18 protein-coding genes and 1 riboswitch are annotated in these 15,989 nt (G+C 52.2%); of the genes, 5 read left to right on the forward strand and 13 right to left on the reverse strand.

Annotation, left to right across the window (positions count from 1 at the left end; translation table 11 throughout):
- Window positions 1-66 precede the first annotated feature (66 nt).
- Together EDM56_RS00865 and EDM56_RS00870 are read right to left on the reverse strand one after the other, a co-directional pair.
- Window positions 67-255, reverse strand: coding sequence for a hypothetical protein (locus EDM56_RS00865; protein ID WP_122915989.1), 189 nt, complete (start codon window positions 253-255; stop codon window positions 67-69).
- An 18-nt stretch (window positions 256-273) separates the two neighbouring features.
- Window positions 274-501 (reverse strand): YneF family protein, encoded by a 228-nt coding sequence (locus EDM56_RS00870; RefSeq protein WP_122915990.1) that lies wholly within the window; start codon window positions 499-501, stop codon window positions 274-276.
- Between the two features lie 192 nt (window positions 502-693).
- On the opposite strand from EDM56_RS00870, the gene EDM56_RS00875 reads away from it, so the two are divergent.
- Window positions 694-1,482: an N-acetylmuramoyl-L-alanine amidase gene (locus tag EDM56_RS00875; RefSeq protein WP_122915991.1), complete on the forward strand. Its 789-nt coding sequence runs from the start codon at window positions 694-696 to the stop codon at window positions 1,480-1,482.
- On the opposite strand, the gene prpE is transcribed toward EDM56_RS00875, so the two are convergent.
- The 7 genes from prpE to EDM56_RS00910 all read right to left on the reverse strand — a co-directional run bounded on the left by prpE (window position 1,460) and on the right by EDM56_RS00910 (window position 6,898).
- Window positions 1,460-2,311 carry a bis(5'-nucleosyl)-tetraphosphatase PrpE gene (gene prpE, locus EDM56_RS00880; protein WP_122915992.1) on the reverse strand — a complete coding sequence of 284 codons (852 nt, stop codon included), beginning with the start codon at window positions 2,309-2,311 and terminating at the stop codon, window positions 1,460-1,462. The genes EDM56_RS00875 and prpE overlap by 23 nt on opposite strands.
- A gap of 119 nt (window positions 2,312-2,430) precedes the next feature.
- Complete coding sequence (locus EDM56_RS00885) at window positions 2,431-3,063, reverse strand: response regulator (RefSeq protein ID WP_122915993.1); 633 nt, start codon at window positions 3,061-3,063, stop codon at window positions 2,431-2,433.
- A complete protein-coding gene (locus tag EDM56_RS00890; RefSeq protein ID WP_122915994.1) occupies window positions 3,060-4,196 on the reverse strand; it encodes a sensor histidine kinase in 1,137 nt (378 codons plus the stop codon). Before EDM56_RS00890 ends, EDM56_RS00885 begins: the two co-directional genes overlap by 4 nt.
- Window positions 4,197-4,209: 13 nt before the next feature.
- A complete protein-coding gene (gene liaF / locus EDM56_RS00895; protein ID WP_122915995.1) occupies window positions 4,210-5,019 on the reverse strand; it encodes a cell wall-active antibiotics response protein LiaF in 810 nt (269 codons plus the stop codon).
- A gap of 29 nt (window positions 5,020-5,048) precedes the next feature.
- Window positions 5,049-5,612, reverse strand: coding sequence for a class I SAM-dependent methyltransferase (locus EDM56_RS00900; RefSeq protein WP_122915996.1), 564 nt, complete (start codon window positions 5,610-5,612; stop codon window positions 5,049-5,051).
- An 86-nt stretch (window positions 5,613-5,698) separates the two neighbouring features.
- A complete protein-coding gene (locus EDM56_RS00905; RefSeq protein ID WP_122915997.1) occupies window positions 5,699-6,415 on the reverse strand; it encodes a PspA/IM30 family protein in 717 nt (238 codons plus the stop codon).
- 69 nt (window positions 6,416-6,484) lie between these two features.
- Window positions 6,485-6,898 (reverse strand): LiaF transmembrane domain-containing protein, encoded by a 414-nt coding sequence (locus EDM56_RS00910; protein ID WP_122915998.1) that lies wholly within the window; start codon window positions 6,896-6,898, stop codon window positions 6,485-6,487.
- Between the two features lie 348 nt (window positions 6,899-7,246).
- A riboswitch (cyclic di-AMP (ydaO/yuaA leader) is annotated at window positions 7,247-7,388 on the forward strand.
- 7 nt (window positions 7,389-7,395) lie between these two features.
- On the opposite strand from EDM56_RS00910, the gene EDM56_RS00915 reads away from it, so the two are divergent.
- The 3 genes from EDM56_RS00915 to EDM56_RS00925 all read left to right on the forward strand — a co-directional run bounded on the left by EDM56_RS00915 (window position 7,396) and on the right by EDM56_RS00925 (window position 10,174).
- Window positions 7,396-7,920 (forward strand): C40 family peptidase, encoded by a 525-nt coding sequence (locus EDM56_RS00915; protein ID WP_122915999.1) that lies wholly within the window; start codon window positions 7,396-7,398, stop codon window positions 7,918-7,920.
- Between the two features lie 185 nt (window positions 7,921-8,105).
- On the forward strand, window positions 8,106-8,828 hold the full coding sequence (locus EDM56_RS00920; protein WP_122916000.1) for a response regulator transcription factor: 723 nt from the start codon (window positions 8,106-8,108) through the stop codon (window positions 8,826-8,828).
- Between the two features lie 2 nt (window positions 8,829-8,830).
- Window positions 8,831-10,174, forward strand: coding sequence for a sensor histidine kinase (locus EDM56_RS00925; RefSeq protein WP_122916001.1), 1,344 nt, complete (start codon window positions 8,831-8,833; stop codon window positions 10,172-10,174).
- Between the two features lie 183 nt (window positions 10,175-10,357).
- Here the strand turns inward: EDM56_RS00925 and EDM56_RS00930 are convergent, their stop codons facing one another.
- Window positions 10,358-11,704 carry a cytochrome P450 gene (locus EDM56_RS00930; RefSeq protein WP_122916002.1) on the reverse strand — a complete coding sequence of 449 codons (1,347 nt, stop codon included), beginning with the start codon at window positions 11,702-11,704 and terminating at the stop codon, window positions 10,358-10,360.
- A gap of 409 nt (window positions 11,705-12,113) precedes the next feature.
- Between EDM56_RS00930 and EDM56_RS31305 the strand changes: the two genes are divergently transcribed.
- A complete protein-coding gene (locus EDM56_RS31305) occupies window positions 12,114-12,275 on the forward strand; it encodes a hypothetical protein (RefSeq protein ID WP_183192240.1) in 162 nt (53 codons plus the stop codon).
- A 230-nt stretch (window positions 12,276-12,505) separates the two neighbouring features.
- Here the strand turns inward: EDM56_RS31305 and EDM56_RS00935 are convergent, their stop codons facing one another.
- Genes EDM56_RS00935 through EDM56_RS00945 form a run of 3 tightly spaced genes read right to left on the reverse strand, consistent with a single transcriptional unit; the run spans window position 12,506 to window position 15,961 of the window.
- Window positions 12,506-13,294 (reverse strand): SDR family NAD(P)-dependent oxidoreductase, encoded by a 789-nt coding sequence (locus tag EDM56_RS00935; protein WP_183192241.1) that lies wholly within the window; start codon window positions 13,292-13,294, stop codon window positions 12,506-12,508.
- Complete coding sequence (locus EDM56_RS00940) at window positions 13,284-14,798, reverse strand: class I adenylate-forming enzyme family protein (protein WP_122916004.1); 1,515 nt, start codon at window positions 14,796-14,798, stop codon at window positions 13,284-13,286. The genes EDM56_RS00935 and EDM56_RS00940 overlap by 11 nt, the downstream gene beginning before the upstream one ends.
- The gene (locus EDM56_RS00945; protein ID WP_122916005.1) at window positions 14,795-15,961 is read right to left on the reverse strand and encodes a thiolase family protein; all 1,167 of its coding nucleotides are present in this window, start codon (window positions 15,959-15,961) and stop codon (window positions 14,795-14,797) included. Before EDM56_RS00945 ends, EDM56_RS00940 begins: the two co-directional genes overlap by 4 nt.
- Window positions 15,962-15,989: the final 28 nt, after the last annotated feature.

Here is a 15,989-nt window from a genome sequence, read left to right on the forward strand (position 1 = left end):
CGGTTTTACCCGTACTGGTTGTTTCTTACACTCGTTCTTCTTTTGCAAAACACGCCGCAAGCGGCATTAATCGTCTTTTCCTTTGCGCTCCTTGATGCGGAGCACGATGCCGTCGATGATAATTCCCACGCCAAACAGATACACAGGGGCAGCAATCCTGAGACCAGTGCTGATCGGCGCATCTTTCATAAAGTAAACGATCAGGACACCCACAATAAACCCTATCATTGCGAAACGCAAACGGGTGGTTGCCACGCGAATCCCTCCGTTCGCCTATTTTGGGAACTTATTGGGCATTTTCATATTTTTCATGTTACGGCTCATCTGCTTCAGCTGTTTCTGGTTCAAATTCATGCCCATCGAGCGGGCCATGTTTTGAATTTGCTTTTCATCCATCTGCATGTTGGAAAGTTGTTTTTTCAAATAGTAGGTCGCTGCATAAAATCCACCAACAAGACCAATGATGAGCGTCACAATCGGAATGACCCAGTTCCACCACATACGTCACTACCAACCTTTCTGTTTGTCTTCCGATCAATTTTACCTTAAATCGCCGCAAGATTCCACGTCTATCTCATGAGCACCCTAGCTGTGCCAAGCTTTTGGGCGGAGCTGGTTGAACCGTCGTACAATTCGCCCCTTCATCCAATCATTTGCAAAGCTTTGCGCATATAAGTAGTACGAGGTGATCGTATGGCTCCAACAGTGATAATCGATCCCGGCCATGGGGGCATAGACCCTGGAGGCGGGACCAATGCGCTTTTTGCGGAAAAAGATTTGGTTTTGAAAATTTCGCTGTATCAGCAGCGCCGTTTCGCGGAACTGAACATTTCCGCCACCTTGACCCGCACAACCGACCAAACGCTGGAAAGCGAAGCACGAGCAGCACTTGTCAAAAGCAGCGGCGCGCGCTTCTGTCTTTCCAATCACATCAATGCAGGTGGAGGGCAAGGAGCAGAGCTGATCTACTCCATTTACGGAACCGCGGCTTTCCCCCGCGCGATGGCACTTGAGCTGCAAGCGGCAGGCATGGCGGTCCGGCGCGTTTATACGCGCACCTACCCTGGCAATGCCAAGCAAGACTACTACTTCATGCACCGTGATACGGGCAATGTCGAGACGGTCATCATTGAATACGGATTCGCAGACAATGCACAAGATGCCCAATTGCTCAACACCAAATGGCAAAGCCTTGCCGAAGCGGTCGTGAAAGGCTTCTGTACCTACAACAAGCTGCCCTACACACCGCCGAAAATCCAAGCGCCCCCAACCGATACACCAGCGCCTTCCACTCCGGGCACCGGACAGCCCAACACACCGGCGGCTGATTGGAAACAAGAGGCGGTTGAGTGGCTGTATGAGCAAGGTCTTTTAACCGATGCAACCTGGCGCAATCAAATCGATCAGCCTCTTCCGCTGTGGGCGGAGGCGATTTTGCTGCGCAGATTGTATGAAAAGCTTACGAACCGGGATGAAGCTTGAGTTCCGCTTGCATCCGCTCCCTGCAACGAGTCAGCGGCGTATCGGTTTGCCCTGAATAATTTTCGGCCGCTTTGACACTTACCAGCTCATTGTCCGGAAAGCGATATGCCGTCAGCTTGCCACCGAAAACGCAGCCTTGGTCGATGTTCAACGTGTTGTTTTTCCATTCCGGTTCCAAACGAGGGTCGTGCCCCCACACGATCAAACAGCGCTGCGACTTCCGTTCATTCGCCCATTCTTTGCGGATCGGCCGGCCATCCGCTGCGACTCCTGCGATATCGCCATAGCGGCAGTACGTTTGGACAGCTGACGACTCTCTGCCGATATAATCATCGCGGATTCCGGCATGGACGGCCACCGCCACGATTTCGCCGTTCCGCTTTAACATGATATGCGACGGAGAGGTCAGCAGCAATTTGCGCGAGGCCTCTTTTAGCTCGTCCGCTTTCTTTTTCCCGAATTCGGCCTCATACTGCCTGAACTCTTCCGCCACTTTTTCATCACCATGCGCCAACGTTACCGCTCTGCCATCCAGCCAGCGTGCGATTTTCCATCCGTGATTGCTGTCCGTCATCTCAGCCAAGCCCGCTGCGATATGCCGCACAAAAAACTGCAGCAATTGTAGCGATTCCGGTCCCCGACTGGTAATGTCTCCGAGCGAAAGCAGTTTGCGCCCTTGTGGATGCCGGTAATAGCCATCCTTCTCTACATACCCAAGCAAACCTAGCAATTGTAAAAATTCCTGATAGCAACCGTGAATATCGCCGACTATATCAATTCCACGATCGACCTGCATGGTTTTGGAGCGCTTCTCCACCCTTTCTCTCATCGTATCACCCCTTCATTCCATCCGTTTTTTTCCTATTTCTATTAGAATCACCAATTTCACCTATGGCATACCTATTACCCCTTTGTAAAAAAACGAAACCAAGGAGCTGGCCCCTTGGTTTATCCGTTCAAATTATGCTTATGTACATAGATGGCCGCTTGCGTACGGTCTTCTACACCCAGTTTGGACAAAATGTTGCTGACATGCGTTTTTACAGTCTTGATCCCGATAATCAGCTCGTCGGCGATCTCTTGGTTGGATTTCCCTTGTCCGATCAATGTAAGCACTTCCAGCTCACGAGGCGTCAACTGCTCATGAGCAGCCGCTTCCTGGCCTTGGCGAAAGCGCGCCATGATTTTGCCGGCCACGCGTGATTCCAGCACAGGCTCACCCGCGGCTGCGGAACGGATTGCCCGGGCAATTTCAACCGCACGTGACGTCTTGAGCAAATAACTGAACGCGCCCGCCTCAATGACAGGGTATACTTTTTCATCATCAATGAAACTCGTCAGAACGATCACTTTGGTGCCCGGGCAGATTTCACGAATCCGGCGCGTAGCCTCGACGCCGCCGATGCCTTCCATCACCAGATCCATCAGGATGACATCCGGCTCCAGCTGCTTGGCCAGCTTCACGCCTTCCTCGCCGCTGCCGGCTTCCGCCACCACTTCAATATCTTCTTCCGTCGAAAGATAGGCAGCTAGTCCCATCCGCACCATTTCGTGGTCATCCACCAACATCACTCGAATCATTCGCTTCCCTCCGCCGCCTTTGTCTCCACATAATTCATCGGTTCCATCAACGGGATACGCACTTCCAGCTGCGTCCCTTTTCCAATCGCGCTGTATATTTCCAGCGAACCCCCGACCTCGGCGACTCGCTCACGAATGGAAACGAGTCCGTAGGAGGTCATCTTTTCGCCATCGGTGTCGAAGCCGACGCCATCATCGGTAATCCGCAGCCTGACCTGTCCTTGAAGCGTGAACAGCTTGACCTCAATATGGTCAGCGCGGGCATGCCGCAGCGTATTGGACAACGCCTCCTGCAAGATGCGGAAGAGATGGTCCTCGATCCCGCTTGACATACCGTCGATCTCTTCTAGCTCCCAAGTGATCTTGAGCAGCTGCTTTTGTTTCAATTCCTCTAATAGCTCAACGACCGCTTCGCCCAACGATTTGTCTTGCAGCGTAGCAGGGCGCAAATGCAGCAGCAATGCCCTCATCTCCGTCTGCGCGGCGGAAGCCATCTCTTCCACCAATTCGATCTGTTGGGCGGCGCGGGCCGGATTTTTCTCCATCAATCGTTTGATCGCCGCGGTTGTCATCGCAATCGCAAAAAGCTGCTGGCTCACCGCATCGTGCAGCTCTCGTGCAAGTCTTTGCCTTTCTTCAACCACCGCCGCTTGGCGCAATTGTTCCCCCAAGGCAGCATTATGATTGGAAAGGCGCTGGAGCGACACTACTTGTTCCTCCCACTTAGCGGCAAGGCGATTAAATGACCAACCGATATCCCCCAGCTCATCAGCCCCCAGCTCGGGCACACGGTAGGAAAGCGTACCACGCTCCAGGTTCATCGCTGCCTCCCAGAGGGCATTCAACCGTTTCTTCAGCAAATTCCCTACAACATATCCGCTGATGACACCTAAAATACCTGCAAAAATAATAGCAGCAACAAAAAAGATCAATAAATATTTCCAATCAAGCCCGAATGGCACCCGTATGCCTAAATAAAGAAATAGCCAGTCAGCCGCTTGCCCATAGCTGCCAAGCCAATAAATGCTAAGCCACAATAATCCCAAAACAATGACGACAGTACCTACTGCGAGGGTTAAGCCCTGCTTGACGAAGCTCCATTGGATACTTGCCAGCCTTCGTTGCGTCTGCATGAACAAGTACCCCCTAGATGTATTTCACATCAATATCGCCAACGTGCAGCGATAAGATTAATTTCACTTTGCGAGGAGCCGTATCAAAATGCTCGGAACGCATCATCACTTGCCGATTCAAACCTCCCTGACGGTGGCCGAATACTTCCAGGTCCCCAATTGTCACCGATGCGTTGACCGAAACAGGCAAATCGACCGGCACATAAATCGTCAGGTCGCCGACCCAGCCTTTCACGATCAGCAGCGTCTCCTCCTCCGGAATAAGCGCCCGCGACAAATCGATCACAACGTCACCGATTCCGTGCCAAATATGCAAATTGGTCAGTTCAAAGCGACCGGAAGTCAGATGAAAATCGCCGATGAACGTGCTTCGCGTCTCCGCTTGCCGGAAAATCGGCCCTTGCCATTCATCGCTTGCCTTCCTGTTTATCGGCGGAAATGAGCCAAATGACGGCTGCTCGGTTTGCTGCTCGGTTTGCTGTTCTGTCTGACCGAAATCTTTCGGCAAACTCTTTCCACGCTCACCATTGCGGTAGCGAATGAGCCGATAGCCCAGATAAATGAACAGAAGCGGAAATATCAAGTCAAATGCGTCCACATGCAGCCATTCATCCAATGCAAAAACCGCACCCAGTCCTAACAGTACGCCTCCGAAAATACGGCGATTCGCTGTCCACAGCCTCATGCCGAAATAAAAGAACAGGAACGGCCAAAGCATGAAAATGCTGAAATGGATGAGTTTCAGGCTGTCGAGAAAGAGTCCGATGCCGGCCGCGATTATGACCAATCCGGCAACAATTGTATTCACGCGCGATTGTTTCACATGTGTCTCCTCTTTCTACTCATCTAAAGTCATTTTGGTTTCGCATGCTTGCGACAAGTATAAACAAACGCAGGCGGAATGTTGAACGGCGTAAACCCGACCTCCACTTGTTCAAACAAGCTGCTAAGCATCCCTTTCATCTGCAAGGAATACTGATACGTGACAAAAACGCCATCGTCGTCCAACGAATCCATAATTGCCTGCAAAATCTCATTGCGCAGCTGCTCCGGAAATACGGCAAATGGCAAGCTGGATACGATCGCGTCCACTTTGGCCAAGCCTTGCTCTTGCAAATAATCACGCAGTTTCTGCGCCTCATCTTCAACAATAAGCCCTGGAAAACGGCTGCGCAAAATCTCTTGGAACTCTGCGTCTCGCTCAATGACGAAAAAGGTGGCATCGGGTCGTTTTTTTTGCAGGATATCCTTGGTGAATACGCCTGTACCCGGTCCCAATTCCACGATTGCTCGTGCCTCATCCCACTGCACTGCCTCCATCATACGCTTGCTTAGAAACCGGGAACTCGGAATCACGCTCCCGACTTGATTCGGTTGGGAGACAAAACGCCTCAAAAACAAGATGAAGTCTGTCACCTTTTTACGACCTCCTAGGGGAAAAGCAGCTCGCGAATCGCAAGCTGCTGTTAACTTTCAAGCTGTAACTATTAACTATTCAACACTTAGCTTTCTTTTCCCTGTACCGTTGCAGACTCAATTTCGGCTTTTTGATGATGAAGCTTTTCTTTGCGCAGGGCCAGCTCAGCCGCAATGTCATCGATCTCTGTGTTTTTGAAACGATCGTCGATGGCATCGAACCCCAGCTTCGCCGTTCTCCATTGGCCGCTCATTTCCGCTTCGGCCTCCATACGCATTACTTTTTCCTCCATACGAATGAAGCCTTTGCTCGCATTATCGTTGCACATCCCAGTGATCGCTTCATTGACCTGCTTATGGGTGCGTGCCACTTGCGCTCTAGACATCAGCGTGAATTTTTTCGCACGCATTTTATAAAATTCGTCTTTCAGCTCGGCGAGCTTCTCGCGCATTTGCTGTGCAGCTTCAGCAGCTGATTTAAAGAGGGTTTCATATTCTTGTGCACGGGATTCGTGCAGCTTTTTGTCAACAAGTGCGCGGCGCGCCAATTCGTCATCGTTCGTCGAGAGAGCCAGTGTCACTTGACGGTCGCGTTTTTCCACGATTGCGTTGGCTTCTTCCCATTGCTGGCGGAAACGTTTTTCCAGAGCGACCTGACGGGCTACCGCCACTTCCACCTGTCCAATCTCCGTTTCCATATCTCGCATATATTGATTCAGCATGACGATCGGATCTTCCAGAGAATCCATAACCTCATTGACAGAAGCTACCGTTAACGTGCGCAATCTTTTAAAAATACCCATTGTGAATTCCTCCTTGTACTATACCATTATTGGTTTGATTGTGAAAAACATCTTGCTCTTTTTTCTGATTTAGGATTTCTTTTGTTTCCATTCCCGCTCAAAACGGTCCAGTTCATCTTGCTTCAATATCGACTGCGCCCAATGGCGCTCTGCCATGCTAACCGCTTCGGGCGGTTGGTGCTTGTGACTTTTCAACAAGCGGAAGCCGGCGTAAATGATGGCTACTGCCACTAAGCTGGAAAACAGCAAGTTCAGTTTGCCAATCAGCATCAAAAGGCCGAACAGGAAAACGAATATCCCCCATCCTTTTGAGTTAGCCGGCTCGGTGGAAATGATTTTCTTCGCACCGTAGACCATTAACAGTCCGGGAATAAACACCCTCATGATCGTTCCAAAGTGGATACCCAGCTGATCGAATACGAGCATGATCCCTACGATGAGAAGAACCAATCCGAGAAGTATCTTCCCAGACCGCTCACCCATGATCCATCCCTCCATGATTGTGGTGGTGTTGCTTATGTGTTTATTGTAGACGGGCGGCGTGCTCTGAATAACGGGCGTGCGATTGGTTTTTGCCTCAGCCTTGAGACGGAGCTGTCCTCCTGCTTTTTGGTTAGCAGGGCAGCAGTGTTTGTCTGCTAATAATGAAGGAACGCACAACGGATTCGGCTACAACGGTCGAATTCTACGTGAATTTGCAAAAGAATCGCTCACGTACGCAGTCGATCGGGGAAAGTTTACAATATATTGTGACGAATTTGTGAACAAGGAGATAGAAAAGAGGAATTTGTCTAATTTCCTCGAATTGGGTATAGTATGCGTGTTAAAAAATCTAATAGTAGGCCGAATTCCGACATGTTCGGAAGCGGGGGAACCAATTTTTTGGGGTGAATAGCTGTGTTTTTCTCACGGCTTAGGGCAACCTTTCTGACCGAACCCTTCAGCTAACCTCGTAGGCTCAAAGAGAGGAGCAGCTTCAGTTGCGTAAGTTGTTTTGTAGCTTTTTGATTTTTGGCCTGCTTGTAGTAGGTGCAGGTGCGGCGTACGCCCAAAGCAATCCTTTGACAGATACTGTCAAAGATTTGTACGGCACTCCCTACAAGGCCTCCGGCACTACCCCAAAAGGATTTGACTGCTCCGGTTTCACACGCTACGTCTTTGATGCGTTAGGTGTAGATTTGCCTCATTCTTCAGCTGCTCAGTACGAGGTTGGAACTAGCGTTGCCAAGTCCAATCTGCAACCAGGCGATCTGGTATTCTTCCAGACCAATGGCCGCAGCGTTTCTCACGTAGGCATCTACATAGGTGACAACACATTTGTTCACTCCGAGTCCAGCCATGGCGTCATGAACACCAAGCTGGATGAAGCTTATTGGAAAAAGCGCTTTGTCGGCGCAAAACGTGTAGAAATTCCTGCACTGATCGCCGCTAAAGAAGAGTCGAATAACAAAAAAGTTGTGCAAGCCGCTTCGCTCGAGACAAAACCAACGCCTAAAAAGAAATAGACGAAATGATTTTTATGAAGTCAGGGATATCGATCTCTGGCTTTTTTTGGCCCCTATTAGTACCAGCTATCAAGATTTGCTAGTAAATCCTTCTATATGCAGTGCAGAATCCGCAACAACCATGCTATGATAGGAGCACAAGCTTACCAGAAAAAAAGATTTGATCAGTTTTGGGGGTGTCTTTGATGAAAGAGACAATTATGATTGTTGATGATAACCAGGAGATATTCGAACTGCTGCAAGATATTTTGGAAAACGAGGGCTATGAGGTCGTATGGGCGGAAAATGGCGAGCAGGCTCTTGTCAAGCTGGAAGCCGACGCCCAGCCCAACCTGATTCTTCTCGATATCATGATGCCGCACATGAGTGGTTACGAATTGTGTGCCCAGATTCGCCGTGAACGGGACATGCCGATTATTTTCCTCAGCGCAAAAGGAAAACCGGTCGATAAGGTCGTCGGCCTGGAGATTGGCGCTGATGACTATATTACGAAGCCATTTGACGCGGAAGAGCTGCTCGCGCGAATCCGTGCGCACCTGCGCCGCTACGAGCGGATTCGCAAACAGACGCAGGAAGAGCAGCCGCCAAAAGAGACAGCTTCCCCGGCGATTACCGTCCTCCGCTTTAAAGGCTTGGAAATCCACAAGGAAACGTACTCCGTCTACATCGGTGAGCAGAAGGTAGAGCTGTCAACAAAGGAGTTCCAGCTTCTGCTGTTTTTGGCAGAGAACGCTGGCATCGTCTTTACGCGAGAGCAAATCTATGACCGTGTCTGGGGCTATGGGTATGGTTCGCTCAATACCGTCACCGTCCACATCAAGAATCTGCGCGAAAAGCTGGAAGTCGAACGCACGTTTATTAAAACCCAGTGGGGTACCGGCTATGTATTTATCGGGGAGCGCCTGTAGCGATGACCATCGGGAAACGGCTGTTCCTTTCCTTTTTGGCGGTCATTGCCCTCAATTTGCTGAGCTACAAGTTCATCTTTGAAAATATCATCGTCGAGCAAATCAAAACCGACCGCCACGAGCAGTTCAAGCAAGAAATGGATGCAGCCGCGAAAGTGCGTTTGAATCAGCTGTTGCGCAGCTATCATTTCAAAGATCCGGTGGAATCGCGGGAAATTTCCGAACAACTGCCGGATGACATGATGTATGTGATCACCATAGAGGACGGACGGGGCAACACCATGTATACCAAGGAGTCGGAAGCCTACAGACTCAAGAAAGACTCCAGCAAAAAAGTCGTGTCCGAGTACCACTTTGAACACGACTCCACATCACTCGGAACTACCATCATCCGTTTCTATACCGACGATTCCGATATTCTTGCCACCAAAGGCGTCACGATGGTGGTCATCTATATTTATGGCAGCGTGATCATCGTCGGACTGCTGCTTATTTTCATGCTGGTGCGCTGGATCTTGCGGCCGGTCAACGAGCTCTCTGTCCTGACGCAGGACATCAAGGCGGGGAAGCGGGAAGTCTCCTTCTCGTATAAGGCCAACGACGAATTCGCAGCCTTGCTCCATTCGTTCGCCGACATGGTCGAGCAGCTCCGCATTTCCGAGGATCGGCAGCAGGAGCTGATTGCAGCGATCGCTCACGACTTCCGCACGCCGCTCACCACGATCAAAGGCTATGCTTCCTATATCGCGTCCGGCCGGATTACAGATATCGAACGCATCCGCAGGCAAATGGGCAAAATCGAGCAAAAAGTCGGCGATCTCGACGAGCTGCTCGATGAGCTGCAAGACTACTCGCGCTTGAGCAATGAGCTACCGCTCACGACGAATCGTTTCCGCCTGCATCATTTCATGCGCCAAATTAGCGAGGAATATAAAACAAAAGTGCGCGATGCGGGTCTGCATTTTCACAGCAAAATTCGCGTATCCCCGGAGCTGCATATCGAGGCCGACGAATTCAAGCTGAGACGCGTCCTGCAAAATTTGTTAAACAATGCGATCTATTACAACAAGCCGGACGGCTCTATCCTCCTCACCTGCGACCAGCGCGATGGCCAGGTCGTCATTTCGGTCATCGACAAAGGAGAAGGGATTGCCGAGGACGAGCTGCCGAAAATTTTCACCAAGTTTTATCGCGCTGAAAAATCACGGAACCGCAATAATGGCGGAACCGGCCTGGGCCTGACGATTTGCCAGAGCATCATCGAACGGCACCAAGGGCAGATTACCGTCACCAGCGAGTTGGGCAGAGGAAGCTGCTTCACGGTTTCGATTCCGATCCATCAGTAGGTTGGAAAAATTCGGACAAAAGCTTTATGAACGTTTATATTCCTTTCACACACAGTTTATTTTTCGTTGCTATAGTATTCAGTAAGGAAGCTACTTTTCAATGCAATTGTTAATAACCCCCCATATAGACTTACCAAGCGGCCCGTTGCCGCCTGGTAAGCTTTTTTTTGCTGTAGCAAAGGACTATCGTTTATGAATGGTCATTTTCATGCCGTTTTTCGGACGCAAGGTCACGACCGGTTCCGGGATCGCCGCTGGCTCATTTTCACCCCGACTGATGCGGAATCGTTGACCGATCGTCGCCAAAAGCAGCGCCGACTCCATCAGTGCGAAGTTGTTGCCAATGCAGATTCGCGGCCCGCCGCCAAACGGAAAATAGGCGAATTGCGGGTTACGCTTGAGCAATTCGCCGCCATCAAATCGCTCCGGCTTGAAACGGTCGGGCTCGTCATAGAAGCGTGGATCTCTGTGCATGACGAACTGGCTCATCATGAGAATCTCGCCTGGCTTAAAGTGATAGCCGCCGATCTCGACATTCTCGACTACCTCCCGATTGATCATCCAAGCCGCCGGATACAGGCGCATCGATTCCTGCACGATTTGATTCACATACGGCAAGCTCGGAATGTCGTCCACCGTTGGCTCGCGCCCTTCCAGCACTTCATCAAGCTCCTGATGGAATCGAGCCTCCACCTCGGGATGCTGCGACAGCAAATACCATGTCCAGGAAAGCGTATTGGCTGTCGTTTCATGGCCCGCTACGAAAATCGTCATGACCTCATCGCGCACCTGTTTGTCAGACATGCCAGTTCCATCTTCTTCATCGCGCGCTGCCAAAAGCATTGCAAGCAAATCGGTATGCTCCGCTCCCTCAGGTTCATTGCGCCGATCTTCAATGATGGCGTAGATCGTCTTGTCCAGCAGCTCGGAGGCCTGTTGGAAGTCGCGATTGCCTTTGGTCGGGACTTCCAGCGGAATATCGAGCACAGAGGTTGCCTTTTTGCTGATGTACTGCAATCCCACCTCGATGGCATGGCCGATCTCATCCGCATTGCTGCTGACATTCGCGCCGAACATCGTGCGCGTGATGATCGCCAAGGTCAAACGCATCATTTCATGGTGGATGTCCAACAATTCCCCGTCTTTCCACGCTTCGATATGGTTGACGGCTTCTTCCACCATGATGTCTCCGTAACCGGCGATGCGATCGCGATGGAACGCCGGCTGCATCAATCTCCGCTGCCGCAAATGATCTTTGCCCTCGTTCGTAAGGATTCCTTCTCCTACAACCAGCTTGGCTACCTGCAGCCCTTTCGCTTTTTTGAAGTGGGCCTGTTTGGCGACCAAGATTTCCTTGATATACTCCGGGTTGCTAATCAAATAGGCATGACGGCTCGGCCCCATGCGGATGTGGGCCACATCGCCATATTCACTCGCGGCGCGAGTCAAAAATGAGAGCGGGTCCTTACGGAAGGCCAGCAGATTGCCCGAGAGCGGCAGCCCGCGCGGTCCTGAAATTTGTGTCGTCAAATGTTTCGCCTCGCTTTTTATTGGGGGTGATCTCCTTCTTTAGTATCCTTTTCCCCTTTACGAATGATGCATGGCGAGACAGACTGCAATCGTGGTGAGCATTCGTGAAAAAAAATAAAAACAGCCAACCGAAATCGGCTGACTGCTTGGGAACAAAATCGCGTTATAAGTGCTTGATGACCTAGTTGTTGCGAGCGGCTGTCATCGTGCCAACGAATGCAAATGTCATGGTGAGAACCAGGAAAAACATGCCTTCCAGTGTCATTGCTCCTCACTCCTCTTTCACATAAGCTCAAGCGCCTCGCTGCTTGATGTGTTTATCTTACCACTAAAAAAGGAGTCACAACGTGGCGATATAAGGCGAAATTTTTACACAAAAGTGAACGAATTGTGTCAGGAGGGAGGGGGGATGGCAAAGCTTTTTGTGGAGACGAGGGGATTTGCGAAAAAAGAGGTGGCTGTCGCTGTGGCAATGCCCGCAAGGGTGTTTGCAAGGCCGGCTCCGCAAAAAAGCGGAACCGCGCGCCAAAGCCACACGCTGCGCGGCGGATGTATCTCAGGGATGCTGTGACGCGCGAAAGCCGTTCCGCTTTTCTGCTCCGCCTCTGCTGGCATCGCCAAGGCTTTCGCCCCCTCTTTTTTCACAAATCCCTTAGCTGCACCAAAAGCATGCCGGGATGAGGAAATTAAAAAAGAAAAATGACGGGTTGGCTACGCCAATTTTTTTGTGTGGGCTATACCAGGTAGTTTTTAAAAAAGCAGCTCCCGGTGGGTCTTTATCCATTGAGAGCTGCTTTTGTGTTATTCAATAATTGTTTGCTGATAAGCTGGTTTTGACCATAACCCGATCTGTTCACCATTTACGCCCCAGACGGTCCCTGTTTCGGTCGGATGCGTGATGAGATGGAGCACGAGACGGGCGACGTCTTCCGGTTGGCCGATGCGCCAATAGTCGGGAAGTTCTTCACCTTTTGCTCGTGCTGCAGCTTCCGCCTTTTCTACATGCGGGCGGGTCATGTCTGTCAGGGCGGCTGGGGAAATGGCGTGCACGCGGATGCCTGCTTGTTGCCACTCTTGTGCCAGCGTGTAGGTCATCGCCAAAATCGCGCCTTTTGCGGCAGCGTAATTCAGCTGGCCAACGACGCCATGCAAGCCTGCCAGCGAGGTCATGTTGATGATGACGCCACCTGTGCCCACTTCTTTTTTGGCTTGCAAAAACGGTTGCGTGCAAGCAAACGTTCCTTTCGCATGGACGGCGAGGACTCTATCCCAGTCTTGCTCGTCCAGCTTGTGGCTCATCCGGTCGGCGACGATGCCGGCGTTGTTGACCAAATAGTCGATGCGCCCGAAAGCGTCGAGCGCCGCTTGGGTCAGTTTTTTGCCTGTCTCCATCTCTTCGACCCGACCGGTAACACCGACTGCCAAGCAGCCCGCTTCCTTGATTTCGGCCACGGTTCGATTCACGCCTTCTTCCGTCGTTCCGTTGACGACGACCGCAATGTTCGCCTGGGCCAAGCTGGTTGCGATTGCATGCCCGATTCCTCTCGTAGAACCCGTAACGATCGCGGCTTGGACGCACCTATCGTTCATTTTCCCGCCTCCCCTTTTGCTCGAAAAACAAGTCACGCAGCTTCCTCTTATCCGTTTTGCCCGCTGCATTGCGCGGCAGCTGTGGCACGATCCAATATTCATCCGGCCTTCTGGCACGGGCGAAGCGATGCTGTAGTACAGCTGCAAGACGAGTGTTTTCTGGGTCCTCACCGTCAGCGTCCTGCCTGTTTGCAAGGATAACCGCCGCGATAATCCGTTCACCGAGCACCTGATCCGGCACGCCGAACACGGCCGCTTCGCTAATCGCTTCGTCGGCAACCAACGCCCGCTCGATTTCAGCGGGATAAAGGTTCACCCCTCCGCGCACGATCACGTTCTGTTTTCGCCCAACCAAATGCAAGCAGCCCGCTTCATCGAGATAGCCGAGATCGCCCACTGTGTACCCTCCCACAGTCGGCTGGATAAACGGCGGCGCCTGCGCATGTCCGTAGCTTTGCGCGACCATCGAGCTTTTCACATGTACACCACCGATCTCGCCTGTCTTGAGTAGTTGCCCCTGCTCGTCACGAATGGTCACCTCTACGCCGGGAAACGGCCGCCCGACGCTGCCAGCCTCGCCGCTATTCTGTCCGTGGCGAATATAGCTGACGAAGCTGATCTCTGCGGCGCCATAATATTCGTACAAGCTGCTGCCAGGAAAGGCTTGCAGCCATTTGTTCGCGAGCTCGAAAGACAGCTTGTCTCCCGCCGAAATGAACGTTATGTTTTCGTCCGTGAAAGGTTCGGTTCCTCTGCCTTGCTCGATCATGGCCAAAAGCTTGGCATACATCGCTGGAACCATAAAGCATGCCGTCACCCCGCCGGACTGCAAATGCTCGAGCACCGCATGGCTGTGAAAGCGCGTCATCAGCACGACCTCGCCACCCTCATGCAGCACTTGCAGCGCAGCGATCAACGTGGCTGAATAATGCAGCGGCCCCGGCAGCAAGATCATGTCTTGTCCACCTGTTCCGAAAGCCTCCTTCATCCTGTAAAAGCTCTCCACCCATGACCGGTGGGTGCGCAAAATGCCTTTGGGCATGCCTGTCGAACCGGAGGAAACCGCCATGTAAAAAAGCTGCTCTGGATCGAGTTCAGGCTGGTTTTCTTGCTCATTGCATGAGGTAGCTTGGCTAAGCAAGCCCGGTTCTGCCTCTAGCACCACCGATAAGTCCAAATGTTCCCGCCAATCCACAAGCTGATCATTTGGCAAGTCGGCTGGCAGCGGGACCGCAATGGAACCAGCCAGCACGGCACCATAAAAACAGGCGATAAACGATGCTCCGTTTTCAAGCTTGATCCCGATACGCTGTCCGCCCAGCTTTTGCGCTCGAATCCATGTGGCGACCTGTATGTTCCTCTTGAGCAGCTCGCCATAGGTGACTCGCGTTTGCTCGACCCGGATGGCGCACGCGTCCGCGTTTTTGCGTGCCTGCCTCCAAAAACCGCTGGCAATCGTCTCCTGTTGGGACTCCGCTGTGGTACGTACATCACCATTGCTCACGCGTATTCCCCCCGCTCAAACAAAACGGCAAGCCCCATTCCGCCGCCTATTCCAAGTGTCGCCAAGCCGTATTGTCCGCCCGTGCGCCGCATCCCGTGCGCGAGTGACACGACCAAGATCGTGCCTGATGCCCCGTACGGATGGCCCAAAGCGAGCGCACCGCCATCACGATTGATTTTTTCATGGGGGATCGCCAGTTCATTGACGCAGGCGAGCACCTGCGAAGCAAACGCTTCATTGAACTCCACCCGATCAATGTCACCGATCACAAGGCCGTTGCGGTCAAGCAGCTGGCGCACCGCCGGAATCGGTCCAGTGCCAAGCAAGTTCGGGTCGACACCGCATGCCACACTGTCTTTGTAGACTAGCATCGGGGCGATGCCCAGCTGTGCCGCCTTCTGCGCCGACATTACCACGACGAGCGCAGCGCCGTCATTGATGGGACAAGCATTGCCCGCAGTAACGGTGCCGCCCTCGCAAAACACCGGGCGCAACCGGGCCAATTTTTCCATGCTGCTGTCCGCCCGTGGGCATTCATCCGCTGTCACATCTCCGGTTGCAAGCCGGAAGGGAAGGATTTGGTCGCGATATGCTCCGCCTTGCAATGCGGCGAAGTAGCGCCGATGACTCTCCAGTGCCCAGCGATCCTGTTCCTCTCGCGCAATTCCGTAGTGCAGGGCGACATTCTCGGCGGCTTCGCCCATCTCCGGGTCGCCCACAGCATCGGGTGAAAATCTCGCTCGCCCATACAAACGGGGGAGCCGTCCGTATAAGTTACTCGGTTTTTCCATTTTCCACGGCGCTCTGCTGGTGCTCTCTACTCCACCTGCCAAAAAAATGTCGCCAGCGCCCGCCTGCACGAGCCGACAGGCAAGCTGGACAGCTTCCAGGCCTGAGCCACACTGTCGATCGACTGTCACGCCTGGTACGGTCACAGGCAATCCCGCCTCCAATGCGGAAAGCCTTGCCAGATTACCACCCGGGCCGATGACATTGCCCAGTATCACATCGCTGATCGCCTCACCGTCCAGCTTGCACGCCTGAACAGCGTCTTCAATCAGCGCCGCAGCTAGCTCATGCGGCTCGATGTCTCGCAGCACACCGCCGACTTTGCCAATTGGTGTCCGCTTTGCGTACACTATAACAGGTGTTTGTAGGTGCATGTTTCAATCCCCTCCCTCTCATCGCTAC

The sequence above is a fragment of the Brevibacillus fluminis genome, assembly GCF_003710825.1.
Lineage (GTDB): Bacteria > Bacillota > Bacilli > Brevibacillales > Brevibacillaceae > Brevibacillus_D > Brevibacillus_D fluminis.

Bases quoted from the DNA above. Each gene is read 5' to 3' on its own strand.
- EDM56_RS00870 (WP_122915990.1), bottom strand. From the start codon at position 501: ATGTGGTGGAACTGGGTCATTCCGATTGTGACGCTCATCATTGGTCTT.
- EDM56_RS00875 (WP_122915991.1), top strand. From the start codon at position 694: ATGGCTCCAACAGTGATAATCGATCCCGGCCATGGGGGCATAGACCCT.
- prpE (WP_122915992.1), bottom strand. From the start codon at position 2,311: ATGAGAGAAAGGGTGGAGAAGCGCTCCAAAACCATGCAGGTCGATCGT.
- EDM56_RS00885 (WP_122915993.1), bottom strand. From the start codon at position 3,063: ATGATTCGAGTGATGTTGGTGGATGACCACGAAATGGTGCGGATGGGA.
- EDM56_RS00890 (WP_122915994.1), bottom strand. From the start codon at position 4,196: ATGCAGACGCAACGAAGGCTGGCAAGTATCCAATGGAGCTTCGTCAAG.
- EDM56_RS00905 (WP_122915997.1), bottom strand. From the start codon at position 6,415: ATGGGTATTTTTAAAAGATTGCGCACGTTAACGGTAGCTTCTGTCAAT.
- EDM56_RS00910 (WP_122915998.1), bottom strand. From the start codon at position 6,898: ATGGGTGAGCGGTCTGGGAAGATACTTCTCGGATTGGTTCTTCTCATC.
- EDM56_RS00920 (WP_122916000.1), top strand. From the start codon at position 8,106: ATGAAAGAGACAATTATGATTGTTGATGATAACCAGGAGATATTCGAA.
- EDM56_RS00925 (WP_122916001.1), top strand. From the start codon at position 8,831: ATGACCATCGGGAAACGGCTGTTCCTTTCCTTTTTGGCGGTCATTGCC.
- EDM56_RS31305 (WP_183192240.1), top strand. From the start codon at position 12,114: ATGGCAAAGCTTTTTGTGGAGACGAGGGGATTTGCGAAAAAAGAGGTG.
- EDM56_RS00935 (WP_183192241.1), bottom strand. From the start codon at position 13,294: ATGAACGATAGGTGCGTCCAAGCCGCGATCGTTACGGGTTCTACGAGA.
- EDM56_RS00945 (WP_122916005.1), bottom strand. From the start codon at position 15,961: ATGCACCTACAAACACCTGTTATAGTGTACGCAAAGCGGACACCAATT.